Below are 16,144 nucleotides of genomic sequence, written 5' to 3' on the forward strand. Positions count from 1 at the left end.
CAATTGAGCCTGAACATCTCAATTTTATCGGGATGGTCTTGTTGGTCAAACCCTCGTTCCCTCCACCCGCATAGCGGGTGGTTTTTTGTTTCGCACGCTTCGCGAGCTCAACTGGCTAAAGCCTAAATCAGAAAAACTCCGCCAACCGCGCGGAGTTTTTTCTTTTCGCATTTTAGGGATTGAAACCGTTTTATGAATATAATATAATCTTATCAAGATAATAATTTATTATAACGATAATTTAAATGCAGACACATCCTTCAACGCTAGAAGAAAGGAACGGAATCGATCCATGAGCGAAAATCGGCAGTACCTTGAGAAGTTTTTTCCCATCGCTTCATTTATCGCCGCGATCGTCGGCCCGAAATGCGAAGTCGTCATCCATGATATCAGCGACTTGGAACGGTCCATCATTTTTATCGAAAACGGCCACATTACCGGGCGGAAAGTCGGAGACGCCTCTACCGACCTGGTGTTGAAGCTGCTTAAAGCCGAAGCCTACCACGAGCAGCAATTCATCGCGAATTACAAAGCTTCCGGCAAGCTGGGGCAAAGCTTCAGGTCATCGACATATTTCATTAAAAACGACAGCGGCACCTTGGTTGGCCTGATGTGCTTGAACATCGACGTCACCCATATGGAGGTGGCCGCGGAATGGGTGCAGCATGTGCTGCAGGGCGGTTCGCTGGTTCCTCCGGCTGCCATCGATTCTCCCCAGGAGGACAAGCAGCAATCGAAGGAATATCTGCAGGGCAATGCGGACGATTTGCTGCAGCATATGATATCGAACGTGCTCGGAAAAATCACGATTCCGATCGACCGCCTGTCTTCCAAGGAGAAAATCGAAATCGTCAAGGAATTGAACGATCAAGGCGTATTTCTTCTTAAAGGCGGCGTTTCGCAAGTCGCGGCGTCTTTATCGATCTCGGAGCCGACGGTTTACCGGTATTTGCAAAAATTGAAATAGAAGGTGACAGCATGACATACGATTTTGACCGAATCATCAGCAGATTCGGCACGAACAGCGCCAAATGGGACGGAATGGCCCAGGCGCACGGCAAAGATATGATTGCGCTTTCCGTAGCGGATATGGATTTGCAGGCGCCGCCGAAGGTGGTCGAGCAAATAGTCGAATCGGCGCGGCACGGGATTTATGGATATACGGATCCGTTTCCGCCTTACTTTGAGGCTGTGCAGCATTGGCTGGACAAAGCTTACGGCTGGCAGGTTCCGCAGGAATGGATCGTGTTCAGTCCCCGCATCGTCCAGGCGGTGTCGGTCCTGATCCAGAGATTTACGAATGAGGGCGACCGGATTTTGATCCATACGCCGGCTTATCAGCCGATTGCGAAAGCGGTTGCGATCAACGGCAGAAAGCTTGCGGAAAGCCCGCTTCGTCTGGTCGACGGCCGGTACGAAATCGACTTTGAGGATATGGAACGGCAAATGCAGCAAGGCGTAAAAATGGTGCTTCTGGTGTCGCCGCATAATCCGACGGGCCGGGTATGGACGCGGGAGGAGCTTGAACGACTTGCCGAGCTTTGCATCACATATGACGCGCTGATCGTGTCGGACGATATTCATGCGGATTTTATCCACGAAGGCCATGAGCATACGATCATCGCCAAATTATCGGAGGAGATCGCGGACCGTTCGATCATCTGCACTTCGCCGGGGAAAACCTTCAACCTCGCCAGCCTTGAAATCGCCAACATCGTCATTCCGAATGAAGGGCTGCGGGAACGGTTTAAGGATGGATTGCAGCAAGCCGGAATGCACAATCCGACGTTTTTTGCGGTACCGGCTTTGGAGACGGCGTATACGGCATGCGATGACTGGCTGCAGGAGCTTCGCGCATATATTACCGACAATATTTCGTTTGCGGAGTCGTTTATGGCCGAGCATATGCCGGAATTGAAAGTGATGAAACCGGAAGGCACGTATTTATTGTGGGTCGACTGTACGGCTTGCAGCCGGAATGAAAGCGATTTAGTGAAGTGGATAGAGGAACAAAGCAGGGTTAGCGTCAGCTTCGGAACATCCTTCGGACAGGCCGGGGAAGGTTTTGTGCGCATCAACGTTGCGGCTCCAAGACCGCTTCTTCGCGAAGCGCTGGAGCGCATGGCGGCACATTATCCTTTAAGCAAAAACTAACCAGATTTTTATCACACCCAGGGGGAATACAAAATGGCTGAGCCGAAACAAGTAAAAACCATCAAGAAACCGACATTATTCCTGGCCTTGCTTCCGATCATCACCATGGTTTTGCTGCTTTGCTTGGGATACGTCATGTTCGAGCTGCCGCCCGAGCCGCTGATCATCGCGTCAACGGTCGTCGCGGGGATCATCGCGATCAAGCTTGGATACAGCTACAACGATATTTTGGAGTCCATTTCGCAAAAAATCGCCAAAACGATGCCGGCGATACTCATCCTCATCTGCGTTGGTCTGATGATCGGCGCGTGGATGGTCGGCGGCACGATCCCGATGATGATTTTTTACGGACTGAAGATCATTAACCCGCAATTTTTGCTGATTACCGCATTTCTCGTGACCTCCGTCGTTTCCATCTGCACAGGCACATCCTGGGGGTCGGCGGGCACGATCGGGGTAGCGTTTATGGGCGTCGGCGCAGGACTCGATGCCAACCTGGCTGCCGTCGCCGGCGCCGTCGTGGCCGGTGCATACTTCGGGGACAAGCTGTCTCCGCTGTCGGATACGACGAATATCGCGTCTTTGTCCACGGGCGTGAACCTGTACGAGCACATCGGCCACCTTTTGTATACGACGCTGCCATCGTTTGTCGTCGCCGGGATCGCCTATGTCATTACGGGTCTCAATACGGACGGAGCAGGCGCCTCGATTCCGGAAAAAGTCGGCACGATCATGGATACGCTGAGCACGATTTACCATTGGAACTTCTGGCTTGTCATTCCGGTATTGATCGTATTGTACGGATCGATCCGCAAAAAACCGACGCTTCCGGTCATGCTGGTGTCCTCCGCCTTTGCGATGGCCAACGCCCTCATTTTCCAAGGATTTTCCCTGCATGACGTCGTCAGCTCCGTGATTAACGGATTCGACATTTCGATGGTTCATGCTCAAGGTTTCGATGCGGCGAAAGTCATTCCGGACATCCCGAAATTGCTCAATCGCGGCGGCATGAACTCGATGATGGGAACGCTGCTCATCTGTTTCAGCGCAATCACGTTCGCGGGCACGATTTCGCTTACCAAATCGCTTGAACTTATCGTCGATAAAATTTTGAAATTCGTTCGTTCCACGGGTTCCCTCATCGTAGCAACGATCGTCACCGGGTTGACGATGATCGGGGTAACGAGCAACGGTCAGGTTTCCATCCTGATGCCGGGCGAAATGCTGCGGGAAGCTTACATCCGCCGCGGCTTGCATCCGAAAAACCTGGGACGGACGATCGAAGACTCCGCCACGATCATCGAACCGATCCTGCCTTGGACGGCGGCCGGGGCTTACATGGCGGGAACGCTGGGCGTCGCAACGCTTTCGTATTTGCCGTGGGCGATGCTGTGCTGGACGGGAATCATTTTCGCAACGATCTGGGGATTTACCGGATTCGGGATCGCGAAGCTTTCTCCTGAGCAGCAGAAGGAAATGATGAAAGAGTATGAGGAAAAGGATACGGCCGAAGCGCAAAAAGCATAACAAGAAAGCCGAATCCTCATAAATAAATGTTGGCGAAGGGATATAAAACAGCCATGGATAGGCCGTACGGCACTTATCCATGGCTGTCTTCGTATATAGACAAGACATTGAGAAAAGAGGGATACCTGCGAGCATATACATTCGGCCGGTTCTAGCCGCTGCGGGTTAGACCTGAAGCGGACGCCCCTCCGGCCGATGTTCCGGCTGATCCGCAATGAGCGTACCGTCTTCGAGATGAAGCCAGGTATCGAAGCTCCGCTGCCCTTCCGTCAGTTCAATGACCCGCGCTCCCGTCAGGAAAGGCTGATTCAAATAGGCATTTCGGGTCGTGCGTCCGTAACAGAGACGGATACCATGCAGCGTTCCCCAGAAGTCATTTCCGTGGTCATGTCCGACGAAGGTCCCCATGATATCTCCCATTTCCACCATGGCGGCAAAAAAGCCGGAGTTAATCCATGGCGCGCAGCAATATTTGTCGAGCTTTTGCCCATAACATACCGCAAAATCCCAAACGTCGTTGTATTCGGGAAGAGGAATATGGAAAAAGCCGAGGGAAGGGAGGGGGGAGCCTCCGTTCCTGACGGTCAACCGGTAAGAGGTTTCCGTATACCAAGCGATCTGGCTTCTGCGGATCCAATCGTAAAAACCTAACCGCAGGTGTTCCAGCGGCGAGTAACTCCCCGAATCGAGAAAATACAGCGCAGCCGCGGCCTGATGGTCTCGCCCCAAAATTTCGAGCACGTAATTTCCGGATCCCTGGACATTCGGCGGATCGGGCTGGGCGTAGCAGTAACGATGGGCGAGCTGAAGGTTGTGCAGCTGTTCGCGCGTGACGTTCGGCGCCTCGGAATCATGGTTCCCGAACACGGCGGCCCACGGCAACTGCATCTCTTCGGGCACGGACACGGCGTCTTTGAATGCCTGAACCGGATCCGGACTTCCGCCGCTTGCGATCACATCCCCGGTATAGACCGCCAAATCGGGTTTTTCGGCCTCCAGGATTTTTGCCATCATCGCTTTCATTCGCGTTTCTTCTTCGCTTGCCCGCGAAAATTCCGTATCCGTAAACTGAACGATCTTAAATTTGCCGTCCGAATTAAAATGAAGTGATTTTCTCATGCCGGATTCTCGTCCTTATTCATTGAAGGAAAGAAGGGAGTTTGGCATCCCAGCTCTCCGGCCGTTCGAGACCCAGCGCATGCGCAGCCACGGCAGCCGTATCCACGATATACAGGCCCGATACTTCCGTGCCGGGTTCAATCCCGGGAGCCACGCAGCCCCAGAACACGTTTTTATCCATCGGATGGTCGCTGCCATGGCTGTATTTGTTGTCTCCGCCTCCGCCGTGATCGGTCAGGAGGATGATGAGGCTGTCCTCCAGCAGTCCCAATCTCTCGATGGCGCCAAGCACGCGTCCGAACAATTCGTCGTTTTTGGAGATCGCCTGCAGGTACAGCTTGGAGTCCGGGCCGTAGCCGAATTTATGCCCTGCCGCATCCGGCTCGTCGAGCTGCATGAACAACAGCTTCACGTCGCGGTTTTGTTCCAGGTAGGATTCGATGGCGCCGACAAGTTCCTCATCCGGCAGCGATTCCTTATGTATCCCCAGATCTTCCTCGATAATTCCGCTGTTGATCGGCCTCCAGCTGGAGAAGGCGGCCAGCTTCGCTTCGGGCCACGCTTCCCGCGCCAAACGGAAGATGGAAGGGTACGGGGAATCGCCAGGGAACGTAGTCGTCGCGGCCGCTTCATTATTTAATCGATGTTTTTCCGGCGTTACTCCGTGAAGGATCGAACCCCAGCATTCCGCGCTGATCGTCGGCGATTGCGCCTGCGCCATGTAGGTGTACGCCCCTTTTTTCAAAAATGCGTCAATGATCGGGGTTTCGGTGTTTTGAATGAAGTTTCCGGCCCCGTCCATCCCCAAAATAAATACTCGCTGAATTCCGTTGCTGCCCATGAATCGAAATACCTCCCTCGGATGAAATGCAATGAAAGCGTTATTATGACCCTTAGCATATAGAGTACGGCGAAGGCTGTCAATAACTTCCGGCCAACTCGCCGCGCAGGTTCGGAAGAAGTCATGATCGTGGCATCAGAAAGTCACGAAGATGGTGGTGAACCGGACGAGCCGCAAGATAAAATGTGTATGAAAAGGTTTACATGACATGCTGCGAAGGGGCTGGAACATGAGGAATACGTCATATCTGCGAAGAAGCTTAAAAAAGTATAAGTGGCTGCTGTTGATGACGCTGCCCGGGGTCGTATATTTGTTCATCAACAACTATATCCCGATGTACGGCGTGATCCTTGCGTTCAAAAACTACAATTACGTCGACGGCATCTGGGGAAGCGAGTGGGCGGGACTCGATAATTTCAAATTCCTGTTCAATTCGGAAAACGCGTACGTCATCACGCGGAACACCTTTCTGTACAACTTCGTTTTTATCGTGCTGAATCTGGTTTTGTCGGTTTTTGTCGCGCTGCTGATCAACGAGATCAAGGATAAGGTGATCAGCCGATTTTACCAAAGCACGTTTTTGCTGCCCCATATCATTTCGATGGTCGTCGTGGCCTACCTGGTATACAGCTTCCTGAACGTGGACAGCGGTCTCGTCAACCGGCTGCTGATCAAATGGTTCGGGGCGGAAGCCGTCTCCTGGTACGGGGAACCGAAATACTGGCCGTACATCCTGGTCATCGTCAATGCATGGAAAAACGTCGGCTATTTGTCGATCATCTACTTCGCCTCCATCATCGGCATCGACAAGGAATATTACGAAGCGGCCACGATCGACGGCGCAAGCAAGTGGAAGCAGATGACCCGCATCACCATCCCGCTCATTTTGCCCGTCATCACCACGATGACGCTGCTGGCGGTCAGCGGCATTTTACGGTCGGACTTCGGCTTGTTCTACCAGGTGCCGATGAACACGGGAGCGCTTATTCCGACGACGAATACGATCGATACCTTCGTGTACCGCGCCATGGTCCAATCCGGCGATATCGGCATGTCCACGGCCGCGGGATTCTACCAATCCGTCGTCTGCTTCGTGCTCATCCTGGTTGCGAACGCGGCGGTCAGACGCATCAACAAACGGGATGCCTTATTCTAAAACCGGGAGAGGAGACACAGTGAGGGAATGAACTTAACGAAACGCATCGGACCTGCTTTGATCCACCTGTTTTTTTGGGGATTCACCATCGCATCCTTGGTTCCTTTTGTATTGGTGTTCATGGTGTCCATTTCGAGCGAGGATTCCATTTTGAAAAACGGCTATTCCTTGTTTCCGAGCACGATCAGCTTTGCGGCCTACCGGTTTTTGTTCAACGATTTTTCGGAAATCGCCAAAGCTTACGGGGTCACGATTGTGAGCACGCTCATCGGGACGGTCGTCAGCCTGCTGATCACCGCGCTGTTTGCGTATCCGCTGTCGAGGCCGGATCTGCCGTTTCGGCGCACGCTTTCCTTCTATATCTTTTTTACGATGTTGTTCGGCGGGGGCATGGTGCCCTGGTACATTACTTATGTCAACATGTTCGACATGAAAAACACGATTTTCGCGATGATCATCCCGAACCTGCTGTTGAGCGCGTTTAACGTGCTGCTGATGCGAAGCTTTTTCGCTTCGAGCATTCCGGAGTCGGTCATCGAATCGGCAACGATCGACGGGGCGGGCGAGCTCAAAATCTTTTTCAAAATCGTCGTTCCGCTCTCGCTGCCCATCATGGCGACGATCGGGCTGTTTAATACGCTGTCCTACTGGAACGATTGGTATAACTGCATGCTGTTTATCGACAAGCCGGAGCTGTACAATATCCAGTATTTGATGACCAAAACGCTGACGAATATCCAGTATCTTTTGATGAAATCCAACAGCACGGCCCAGGTCGGGGAGCTGCTTGCCAAAATGCCGCAGGAAACCGTCCGCATGGCGCTTGCCGTCGTCGGGATCGCCCCTTTATTGTTCGCTTACCCGTTTTTCCAAAAGTACTACATCAGCGGGATTACCAGCGGCGCAGTCAAAGGTTGATATACCTTATTACGCAGGAGGGGGTGGGACAAACGTCTTCGATGCATCTCCATGAATTCCAAAAGCCATTATCGAGAGGGGAACGTCAGTGAACATGAAAAAAGCCTATCATTTGGTTCTGATGATCATGCTGAGCAGTATGCTGGCTTTGGCAGGCTGCGGCAAAGGGGATCCCGGCAAGCCGGCGGATTCCGCATCGGCAGGGGGAAGCGGTTCGGACGCGGGGCTGAAGCCTTACAAAATTACGCTCGTCTATCCGGCCACGGCGCCTAAAGATTTGCAGCTGGTGCAGGATGAAATGAGCAAATATTTGACCGAAAAAATCAATGCCACGATCGAGCTCAAGCCGATCGAATGGGCGTCCTGGGACGACAAAACCAACCTGATGAAAATTTCGAACGAACCGTTCGACCTGATGTTTACGGCCAGCTGGTTCTCTTACGCGAAGGATGCCGCCAAAGGGCAATACTTGGAGCTCGACGAGCTCATGTCCCAATACGGCAAAGATATTCCCGGCGTTCTTGGCGAAGATTTTATCAAAGGATCGAGAATCGACGGCAAGCTGTTTGCGCTTCCGACCAAAAAGGAGTTCGGCCAAGGGTTCGGTTTCCTGTTCGACAAAAAGCTGGTGGACAAATACAAGTTCGATATCAGCGGCGTAAAATCCCTGGAAGACCTGGAAGCGATATTCAAAACGATCAAAGAGAACGAACCCGGCGTGACGCCGATCGTATCCAGCAAATTCACGAATATTTGGGAGGCGGCCAACTATGACGGGGTCGTCGCCAATCTTGCCATTCCGCGGGGAAGCAAGGAACTGAAAGTGGTGGATACGCTCGAAGATCCGAAGTTCATCGACTTCTACAAACGGATGCACCAGTGGAATCAGAACGGCTGGTTCGACAAGGACATTTTGACCTCCGACGCGGACCAAGGCGTCAACATGATTAAAGCAGGCAAGGCGTTTGCGGTGGCCCAATCGTTGAAACCGGGCAAAGACAAGGAAATGAGCATAAGCGCGGGCGTCGAACTGGTGCAGGTGGAAACGGCGGAGCCGTTCACGACGACCGGCGACGCGCAAGGCGCGATGCTCGGCATCTCTCGGACTTCCAAAGACCCTGCACGGGCGATGATGTTCCTGAATCTGCTGTACACCGATCCGAAGCTGCTCAACATGCTGGATTGGGGGATCGAAGGCAAACATTACGTCAAAAAATCCGAAAACATGATCGATTATCCGGAAGGCGTCAACGCGGACAACCAAGGATATCCGAATCCGGGCGGCTGGATGTTCGGCAACCAGTTCAATTCGTACCTTTGGGCCAACGAGGATCCGAACAAATGGGAAGAATTCAAGAAATTCAACGAAAGATCGGAGCATTCCATCGCCCTCGGGTTTGCGTTCAACCAGGAACCCGTGAAGTCGGAGCTGGCCTCGATCAGCAACGTGGAGCAAGAATTCGGGTCGACCTTGAGATCGGGCGCAGCCGATCCGGAAGAGATCATCGCCAAGTGGAAGAAAAAACGCGATGCGGCAGGTTTCGCAAAAGTGAAGGCGGAAGTGGAAAAACAGCTTGCCGAATGGGCCAAAACCCAAAGCAAGTAACAGAAACGGATGACGCAACATCGGGAATTTCCGAAGGCGGGACTATGGATTGGAGTCCTTCGTCAGGGATTCCCTTTTTTTCCGTATGTCACTATACTCAAAAGGTAGGGACTGATCCTACCATTTTTTGAAAGAGCCGGGGAAGTGCATGAAACTGCTGAACATTAAACATTCGCTACGCTTCAAGCTGATTATCGGTTTCGTTACGGTGGCGGTTCCGCTTGTGGCGCTGCTTCTGTACAACAACTATTATGCTTCCAACACGATCCGGGAACAGGTGGCCGATTCGAATAAAAACTCGATGATTCTTTATTCCCACCAGATCGAAGCGGCACTGAACAAAGAAACGAATTTTTTGTACAACATCGCCCTGGAAGACCCCAATATCGTTGCGTTTTCGCAGCTGCGTGAACATACGGACGAATATTACTTGGCCAAAGCAAGGATTTTGAATACGCTTACGAGGTATCACCGGTTCGATAAAAGCGTCGATCTGCAATTCATTTATTCGGTGAACAAACAGGATCTGTTTCATACGCCGATCAAAACCTCGTCTTATGAAGAATTGGAATCGATCCAAACGACGATCGAAAAGCTGGTCAAAAGCGTCCGTCCCGAAAGCGAATATTTCAGGGAATGGAAGGCGGTCGAATACGGTCCGGACCGATTTGCGCTGATCCGTTTGGTCGATGCGGGGGACGGGTTTTATCTCGGCGCTTTCGTGCAGCTCGAAAATTTGATGATCCCGCTGGACCTGATCCATTTGGAGGACGGATTCGCCGGCTTCGTCAATCGCCAAGGAGAATTGATCACCAATGCGGCGGCCATCGGGCGGCATAGGCTCGATATATCGCTCGCTTCTGAGGCAAACGAGGTCTATCAGGTCGTCCGGAAGGATGACCGGAAATATGTCGTCGTCATGAATCCCATCCAGGGAACGGACGTTATCTTGAGCGCGTTTGTGCCTGAATCCCAGATGCTGAAAAACTTATATCATTTTCGCAGGGTCATCGTCCTCATCTCCATTGCGGCACTGATCACCCTGATCATTTATTTGGTCTACCTCAACGATATCCTATTAAAGCCGTTGAACAATCTCGTGCGCGGAATGCGGCGGATCAAACACGGGGACTGGGAAACGCGCCTGCATTCGTCGAAGGCGAAGGAGTTTGCCATCATCAACGAAACGTTCAACGGCATGGCAGCCGAAATCCATGACCTCAAAATCAGCGTATATGAAGAACAGATCAAAGCCCATAAAGCCGAGCTTAAACATTTGCAGCTTCAAATCAACCCTCATTTTTTATTGAACTCGATCAACATCGTATACAATTTGGCCGAAATCAAAAATTACGGCGTCATACAGCTTATGTGCATGAATCTGGTCAAATATTTCCGTTTTACGACCAAAACCCATCAGGTTGCCGTGACGATCGCCGAAGAAATGGAGCATATGGAAAGCTACATCAAAATTCAGCAGGTCCGTTTCCCGGAGCGCATCACATACGCGTTTCACATCGCCGAGCAGGCGCAGAAGGCGGCCATCCCGCCGCTGCTCATCCAGCCGTTCATCGAAAATGCGATCAAATACGGGTTTGATTTCATGGATCATCCGTTCCATATCGGCATCGAAGTCCGTTTCATCGGTTCGGACCAATTGGAGATCGTCATCCAAGACAACGGAAACGGCTTCTCTGCGGACGTGCTGTCCCAGCTTCAATCGGGAGGCTTGAAGGCCAATCGGGACGGGCAGCATTTGGGCATATCGAACGTGCAGTACCGGCTGAAGCATATTTTCGGGCAAAAAGCATCCTTGGAATTCGATAACGCCCCGGACGGCGGGGCCCGAATCAGAATCATACTTCCTTTCCGGACCGTAGAACAGTTTACTTCATATTGATGAATGAAATGGGGGAGCAAAGGGTGTATAAGGCATTGATCGTCGATGATGAAATCTATGCGGTCATGGGAATCAAGAGCGGGGTGAATTGGCAGGAACTGCGGGTGTCCGAGGTCTATGAAGCGTACAACATGAGGGATGCCTTGCGAGTATTCGAACAGACCCCGATCGATATCATGATCTGCGACATTGAGATGCCGAAAGGAACGGGGATCGAGCTGCTGGAACGCGTGAACGAAATCTCGCCCGAAACGGAGACGATTTTTCTGACCGCCCATTCGGCTTTCGATTTCATGAAGCGGGCGATCCAGCTGGACGGGTTCGATTACCTGCTGAAGCCGGTCGAATTCGACGTGCTGCAGGAGACGATATCCAAGGCGCTGGCTTCGATCGAAGAGGAGCGGGAATTGCATCAATTGCGAAAACAGTATAAGCCCTATTATGACATGTGGCGGAAGAAAAAGTCGCTGATCGTGGACAAGTTTTGGAATGACCTGTTCTCGGGCAGAATCGTGTGCACCCCCGACAACGCGGCCGGCATTCTGGAAGAACATGAGCTGTCGGATTTGAAGGATGCCGTGTTTCTCCCGGTTCTCGTCAGCGTGGAATCCTGGCTGCGCGAGTTCAGCACCAGAGACGAGGAAATCATGGAATACGCGGTACGCAAAGGGGCTGCCGAAATGCTGCTGCCTGCCGGAGGCGGCGAGGTCATTCAAACGAAGCAGGGCGTGAACGTGGTCGTCATCGTAGGCGAGGCAGGGGAGTATGGATGGGCGGATCTTCGTTCCCGCTGCGAAAAATACGTGCAGAACTGCCATAAATATTTCGGGTGCAATCTTTCCTGCTACATTGGAAGAAGCTCCGGTTTGTACGAGGTCGCGGACACTTACAAGCAGCTGCTGGAGCTTGAATACAACAATTTGAACAAGTCCAATCAAGTGTATTCCCTTGCATCGCAAGGTCCCGATCCGATCCAAACGATGATCCCGCGGATCTCGACCTGGACGATTCTTTTGGAGCAGGGGAAGCTGGAGGAGCTTCAAAAGGAAATCCGCAGCCGCATCGCGGAGTTGAAGGGGATGGAAGGGCTTTCCTTGGCGAAGCTTGAAGGATTCCGCCATGAATTTATGCAGATGGTGCATTATATCCTACATAAAAACGGGTTGTCCGCCTACGAGCTGTTCCAGCAGCAGGAAGGGATCCTGCTGAACGCCCAGCCAAGAAACCTCGAGCAGCTGGAGGCGTCGGCCCTTCATATGGCAGGCATCATATATCATGAACTTCATCAGAACAACTCCGTCATTCAAAGGGTCCAGTATTACATTAAAGAGCGTTTGAACGAGCCGATCACCCGGGAGCAGCTGGCGAGCTACGTGCATTTGAATCCTGCGTATTTATCCCGGCTGTTCAAACGCGAAGTCGGCGAATCGATTACGGATTACATTTTGCATGAGCGGATGGCGCTGGCCAAAGATTTGATCGCAAACTCCTCCATGCCGATTTCGGACGTGGCCAAAGCGTTGGGTTACCACAACTTTTCGCATTTTTCAAAAATGTTCCGCAAAGTGCATGACGCTTCGCCGCAGCAGTTCAGACAGCTGTCGGTGTGATGCCGGCAAAACAGACAAAAGGACCTTGGCTGAAGGCCAAGGCTCCTTTTTTGCTTTTTCTAACGATGGACCGCATTCATCCATTCCGCGATGCGCACCTTGTTTCCGGTTTTTGCGCTTTCCAGCGCCGCGAGCACCATCGCCATGCTGTAGAGATTATCGCTGCAGTCCGTTTCGGGTTTGCGGTTTTCGTCCAAGGCAGAGAACATTTCGTCCAGGCAGCCGTGATGGAACGTATGTTTCATCTCCACGGTTTTGCCGGAAATCCGCTCGTAGTCCCGCACGAATTTGCCCGTCTGATCCTTGTCAGCCACCACTTCGGCGAAGGGTTCGCCTTGCCCGTCCCACATCGCAGTTCCCCGTTCCCCGGTGACGCGCCATGCCGCTTCCCAGGAAGTCGGAGCTCCCTCGGCGCACCAGGAGCCGCGGTAATCGAATACGGACCCGTCCGACATTTCGAAAATGCAGATGGCCATGGCGTTCCCCGCGTACCACGAGCCGGGGGGATTAAATTCATGGCAATATACGGTCAGCGGGTCCGCTCCCGAAATGAATCTGGCCTGGTCGAAGGTATGAATGGCCATATCCACCAGCAGCGGACTGGCCATCGCTTCCCGGAATCCGCCGAAATGCGGGCCGAGGAAAAAGTCGGCCCCGATAAATCCCGGCCGGCCGATCGTCCCCTCCGCAATGAGATTCCGGAATGCGCGGATGCGCGGATCGTAGCGGCGGTTTTGCATGACGGCATGCGTCCGCCCCGTGCGTTTCGCCGTATGAACGATGTCCAAGCACTCCTGCATCGACTCAGCCAAGGGTTTTTCCGCAAACACGTGGCAGCCCAGCTCAAGAGCCGCGATCCCGACCGAATGGTGGCTTGACGGGACGGTGACGTCGAAAACCAGATTGGCTCCGGTTGACGTAATGGCCTCTTTTACATCCGTAAACGCGGGACATCGCAAGCCTTTGCGCTCGGCCATGGCCTCTGCCGATTCCGGACGGATATCCACCAAACCGACAATTTCCGTATCTTCCCTGCTTAGGGCATAATCGACCCAGGTATTCGCCATGCTCCCGCAGCCGGCCACGACGACCCGATGCTTGATTGTCATCTTGTGATCACTCCTAAATTGGCCTATAGTAATCGTAACATCCTTCATTATAACGGGCGGTTTTGCCGTTGGCTCTATACGTTCTTGCGCAATAATAGTCCGATTTTGTGGTGGTGATCAAATCATGACCTATCCGAAGGAACTTTGGGAGGATACCCTGCTTGAGAATCCGGCTTATCCGTTCCAGCTGTTCCAAAACCGCTGCCCGTCCGTACAGCCGGGAGAATCCATTTTATATTTGCATTGGCATGAACACTTCGAATTTTTGGCGATGCAAAAAGGAAGCGCAGTCTTCCATATCGACAGCCGTCCTTATGTCGTTCAGGCAGGGGACGTTCTGCTGATTCCCGGCGGAAGCCTGCACGTCGGCTACTCGCTTGCGGAAGGGGACGTCCATTACGATTGCGTCGTCGTCAACGCCTCCTTGTTTAACGATTGGCTCCACGATCCGCTGCATGCCCAATTTGTCGCGCCGTATTTGGAGGGGAGGAATCAATTTCCCGTCAAACTGTCGGACCGGGACGAATCGGCTGCCGGCTGCATGCCTCTGCTGCATGACATTATCGGGGAGCTTGCAGCCAAACCGCCGGCGTATCCTTTGGTCGTCAAATCCCGGCTGCATCTGCTGTTTACGCTGCTAGCCAGGACGTATATGCCGAAGACGGACGAATGGAAACCGGAGACGGACTATTTTCCCAACCGCGAACGGTTCAAGGAACTGATCCGCACCGTCGAGGCGAGTTTTTCCCAAAAACTTACCGTCGAGCAAGCCGCCGGGCAAGTCAATCTGAACCCCTATTATTTTTGCAAGCTGTTCAAGCGGCTGACCGGCCGCACGTTTATCGAATACGTCAACATTTGCAGGGTCAAGGAGGCCAAGAGATTGCTTGATTCCACCCAGGATTCGGTGACCGAAATCGCGGCGAAGGTCGGCTGCGAGAACCCGAATTATTTTACGAAGCTCTATAAAAAGTATATGGGGGTCACTCCCTCCCAAACGAGAAAGGGAAGGGGATAGCGGCTGGAAGGAGTAGGGGCAAAAAAACGGAAAAACCGGCCATGCCTCATGGGCAGGCCGGTTTATGGCATGGTCCTTAAACCGTACATCATAGAATTCCAGCTATGAGCTTTTCTGCAAAGTGGAGCTTCCCGATGAGCGTCCTACGGCGTTTCTGACTTGGAAGGCGTCCCCCTCGCGGTTCGGGGCCGTCGGAATCGATGTAACATTCTCTCCTTGAAGCATCACGCCGAGTTCGTCCGACGTCAGCTTCGGGCTGCGGCCGTTCAAGCGGCAGCATGAAAATCTGACCGTCGAAATCCGGGCCATCCGGGATATGCTTGACCCAACCTGCGGCGCCTCGACGATCCATTCCGCCGAGGATTGCGGTCCGGTATAACGTTTCGTCGTTCGGAACGTCCAATTTTGGGATGAATTGCGCAAATAAATAAGCCAAGTCGAACCTCTGACTTTCGAGATGACGGCATGCATCCGGTCACCGGGCTGGACGGGGTTAGGTATCGGCGTCATGACGTCGGGAAGAATTTCCCACCATGCGTAATACTGGGCTCTTCCGTTCACATAATCATGTCCGGTTCCGACTTGAATCAGGTCCGTATTGCCAAAACCATCGATCCCGATCCAAGCGGATGAATAAGTAGATTGGGAGCTGGGACGCACAACGGGGACCGTCCATTTTGCGGATATGCGATGAAAGGCATTGGTTCGTCCCGATACGGCGTAACCGCTCCAATTGGCGGAAACCCATCCCAAGCTGTTTAACCGGGGCTTGCCAGACCTTGCGATTTTGCACACTCTATGAAACTTGTTCAATCATTCCACCACCTCTATGTCGGATAATCTATCATATTGTGCTGATAGAAGAATTGCGTGGGGGAATGAAGGTTATTAAAAGCTTGTTTTCTTGCAAACCTGGATGGCATGTTGGATGAAACGCTATTGAATGCCGGGGCCCGTTCCCAAGACATTGGACGAATGGCATGAAGCCATGAAAGCGATCTCTTCCGGGTGTAACTTCTACTGAAATCGGGTGTTTATATATTTATAGCGATTTTCATGCACAGATTGGAGGATCCGCGGAGACATGTCCATAAATTGGCCAAGCATCATCATTTTCTTGCTATTTATCGCCATTGTCATTTTATCGATCGTTGGATTTTTGCGGTTTGTATTCAAGAATCGCTGA

The 16,144-nt window shown here is 52.4% G+C and carries 13 protein-coding genes; 9 read left to right on the forward strand and 4 right to left on the reverse strand.

Annotated elements, in window-relative coordinates; genetic code table 11:
* Positions 1 to 292 precede the first annotated feature (292 nt).
* From KI367_RS16520 to nhaC, 3 genes are read left to right on the forward strand one after another with little or no spacing between them, the layout of a single operon-like run.
* Positions 293 to 967, forward strand: a complete 675-nt coding sequence (locus KI367_RS16520) for a helix-turn-helix transcriptional regulator (RefSeq protein WP_036713705.1) — start codon at positions 293 to 295, stop codon at positions 965 to 967.
* A gap of 11 nt (positions 968 to 978) precedes the next feature.
* A complete protein-coding gene (locus KI367_RS16525) occupies positions 979 to 2,154 on the forward strand; it encodes a MalY/PatB family protein (RefSeq protein WP_212950994.1) in 1,176 nt (391 codons plus the stop codon).
* A 33-nt stretch (positions 2,155 to 2,187) separates the two neighbouring features.
* Positions 2,188 to 3,681: a Na+/H+ antiporter NhaC gene (gene nhaC / locus KI367_RS16530; protein WP_212950996.1), complete on the forward strand. Its 1,494-nt coding sequence runs from the start codon at positions 2,188 to 2,190 to the stop codon at positions 3,679 to 3,681.
* A gap of 165 nt (positions 3,682 to 3,846) precedes the next feature.
* Here the strand turns inward: nhaC and KI367_RS16535 are convergent, their stop codons facing one another.
* Positions 3,847 to 4,800, reverse strand: coding sequence for a metallophosphoesterase family protein (locus tag KI367_RS16535; RefSeq protein WP_212950997.1), 954 nt, complete (start codon positions 4,798 to 4,800; stop codon positions 3,847 to 3,849).
* 19 nt (positions 4,801 to 4,819) lie between these two features.
* On the reverse strand, positions 4,820 to 5,641 hold the full coding sequence (locus tag KI367_RS16540; protein ID WP_036713707.1) for an alkaline phosphatase family protein: 822 nt from the start codon (positions 5,639 to 5,641) through the stop codon (positions 4,820 to 4,822).
* 229 nt (positions 5,642 to 5,870) lie between these two features.
* On the opposite strand from KI367_RS16540, the gene KI367_RS16545 reads away from it, so the two are divergent.
* The 5 genes from KI367_RS16545 (at position 5,871) to KI367_RS16565 (ending at position 12,831) form a co-directional block, all read left to right on the forward strand.
* A complete protein-coding gene (locus KI367_RS16545; RefSeq protein ID WP_212950999.1) occupies positions 5,871 to 6,797 on the forward strand; it encodes an ABC transporter permease in 927 nt (308 codons plus the stop codon).
* Positions 6,798 to 6,824: 27 nt separating this feature from the next.
* On the forward strand, positions 6,825 to 7,715 hold the full coding sequence (locus KI367_RS16550; RefSeq protein WP_052147268.1) for a carbohydrate ABC transporter permease: 891 nt from the start codon (positions 6,825 to 6,827) through the stop codon (positions 7,713 to 7,715).
* A gap of 94 nt (positions 7,716 to 7,809) precedes the next feature.
* Positions 7,810 to 9,321, forward strand: a complete 1,512-nt coding sequence (locus tag KI367_RS16555; protein ID WP_212951001.1) for an ABC transporter substrate-binding protein — start codon at positions 7,810 to 7,812, stop codon at positions 9,319 to 9,321.
* 148 nt (positions 9,322 to 9,469) lie between these two features.
* A complete protein-coding gene (locus tag KI367_RS16560) occupies positions 9,470 to 11,221 on the forward strand; it encodes a cache domain-containing sensor histidine kinase (protein ID WP_212951002.1) in 1,752 nt (583 codons plus the stop codon).
* A gap of 23 nt (positions 11,222 to 11,244) precedes the next feature.
* The gene (locus KI367_RS16565; RefSeq protein ID WP_212951004.1) at positions 11,245 to 12,831 is read left to right on the forward strand and encodes a response regulator transcription factor; all 1,587 of its coding nucleotides are present in this window, start codon (positions 11,245 to 11,247) and stop codon (positions 12,829 to 12,831) included.
* A gap of 59 nt (positions 12,832 to 12,890) precedes the next feature.
* On the opposite strand, the gene KI367_RS16570 is transcribed toward KI367_RS16565, so the two are convergent.
* On the reverse strand, positions 12,891 to 13,940 hold the full coding sequence (locus KI367_RS16570) for a Gfo/Idh/MocA family protein (protein ID WP_212951006.1): 1,050 nt from the start codon (positions 13,938 to 13,940) through the stop codon (positions 12,891 to 12,893).
* Between the two features lie 124 nt (positions 13,941 to 14,064).
* Here KI367_RS16570 and KI367_RS16575 point away from each other — a divergent pair, with 124 nt between their 5' ends.
* Positions 14,065 to 14,958 carry a helix-turn-helix transcriptional regulator gene (locus KI367_RS16575; protein WP_212951007.1) on the forward strand — a complete coding sequence of 298 codons (894 nt, stop codon included), beginning with the start codon at positions 14,065 to 14,067 and terminating at the stop codon, positions 14,956 to 14,958.
* A gap of 102 nt (positions 14,959 to 15,060) precedes the next feature.
* Here KI367_RS16575 and KI367_RS16580 read toward each other — a convergent pair whose 3' ends face one another.
* Entirely contained in the window at positions 15,061 to 15,771 is a 711-nt protein-coding gene (locus tag KI367_RS16580) for a G1 family glutamic endopeptidase (RefSeq protein WP_052147269.1), read from the reverse strand.
* Between the last annotated feature and the right edge of the window lie 373 nt (positions 15,772 to 16,144).

The organism is Paenibacillus cookii, from assembly GCF_018333375.1.
GTDB lineage: Bacteria > Bacillota > Bacilli > Paenibacillales > Paenibacillaceae > Paenibacillus_AQ > Paenibacillus_AQ cookii.

Excerpts from the sequence above, each read along its gene's own strand:
- KI367_RS16520 (WP_036713705.1), top strand. The coding sequence starts at position 293 with ATGAGCGAAAATCGGCAGTACCTTGAGAAGTTTTTTCCCATCGCTTCA.
- KI367_RS16525 (WP_212950994.1), top strand. The coding sequence starts at position 979 with ATGACATACGATTTTGACCGAATCATCAGCAGATTCGGCACGAACAGC.
- nhaC (WP_212950996.1), top strand. The coding sequence starts at position 2,188 with ATGGCTGAGCCGAAACAAGTAAAAACCATCAAGAAACCGACATTATTC.
- KI367_RS16535 (WP_212950997.1), bottom strand. The coding sequence starts at position 4,800 with ATGAGAAAATCACTTCATTTTAATTCGGACGGCAAATTTAAGATCGTT.
- KI367_RS16540 (WP_036713707.1), bottom strand. The coding sequence starts at position 5,641 with ATGGGCAGCAACGGAATTCAGCGAGTATTTATTTTGGGGATGGACGGG.
- KI367_RS16545 (WP_212950999.1), top strand. The coding sequence starts at position 5,871 with ATGAGGAATACGTCATATCTGCGAAGAAGCTTAAAAAAGTATAAGTGG.
- KI367_RS16550 (WP_052147268.1), top strand. The coding sequence starts at position 6,825 with ATGAACTTAACGAAACGCATCGGACCTGCTTTGATCCACCTGTTTTTT.
- KI367_RS16555 (WP_212951001.1), top strand. The coding sequence starts at position 7,810 with ATGAAAAAAGCCTATCATTTGGTTCTGATGATCATGCTGAGCAGTATG.
- KI367_RS16560 (WP_212951002.1), top strand. The coding sequence starts at position 9,470 with ATGAAACTGCTGAACATTAAACATTCGCTACGCTTCAAGCTGATTATC.
- KI367_RS16570 (WP_212951006.1), bottom strand. The coding sequence starts at position 13,940 with ATGACAATCAAGCATCGGGTCGTCGTGGCCGGCTGCGGGAGCATGGCG.
- KI367_RS16575 (WP_212951007.1), top strand. The coding sequence starts at position 14,065 with ATGACCTATCCGAAGGAACTTTGGGAGGATACCCTGCTTGAGAATCCG.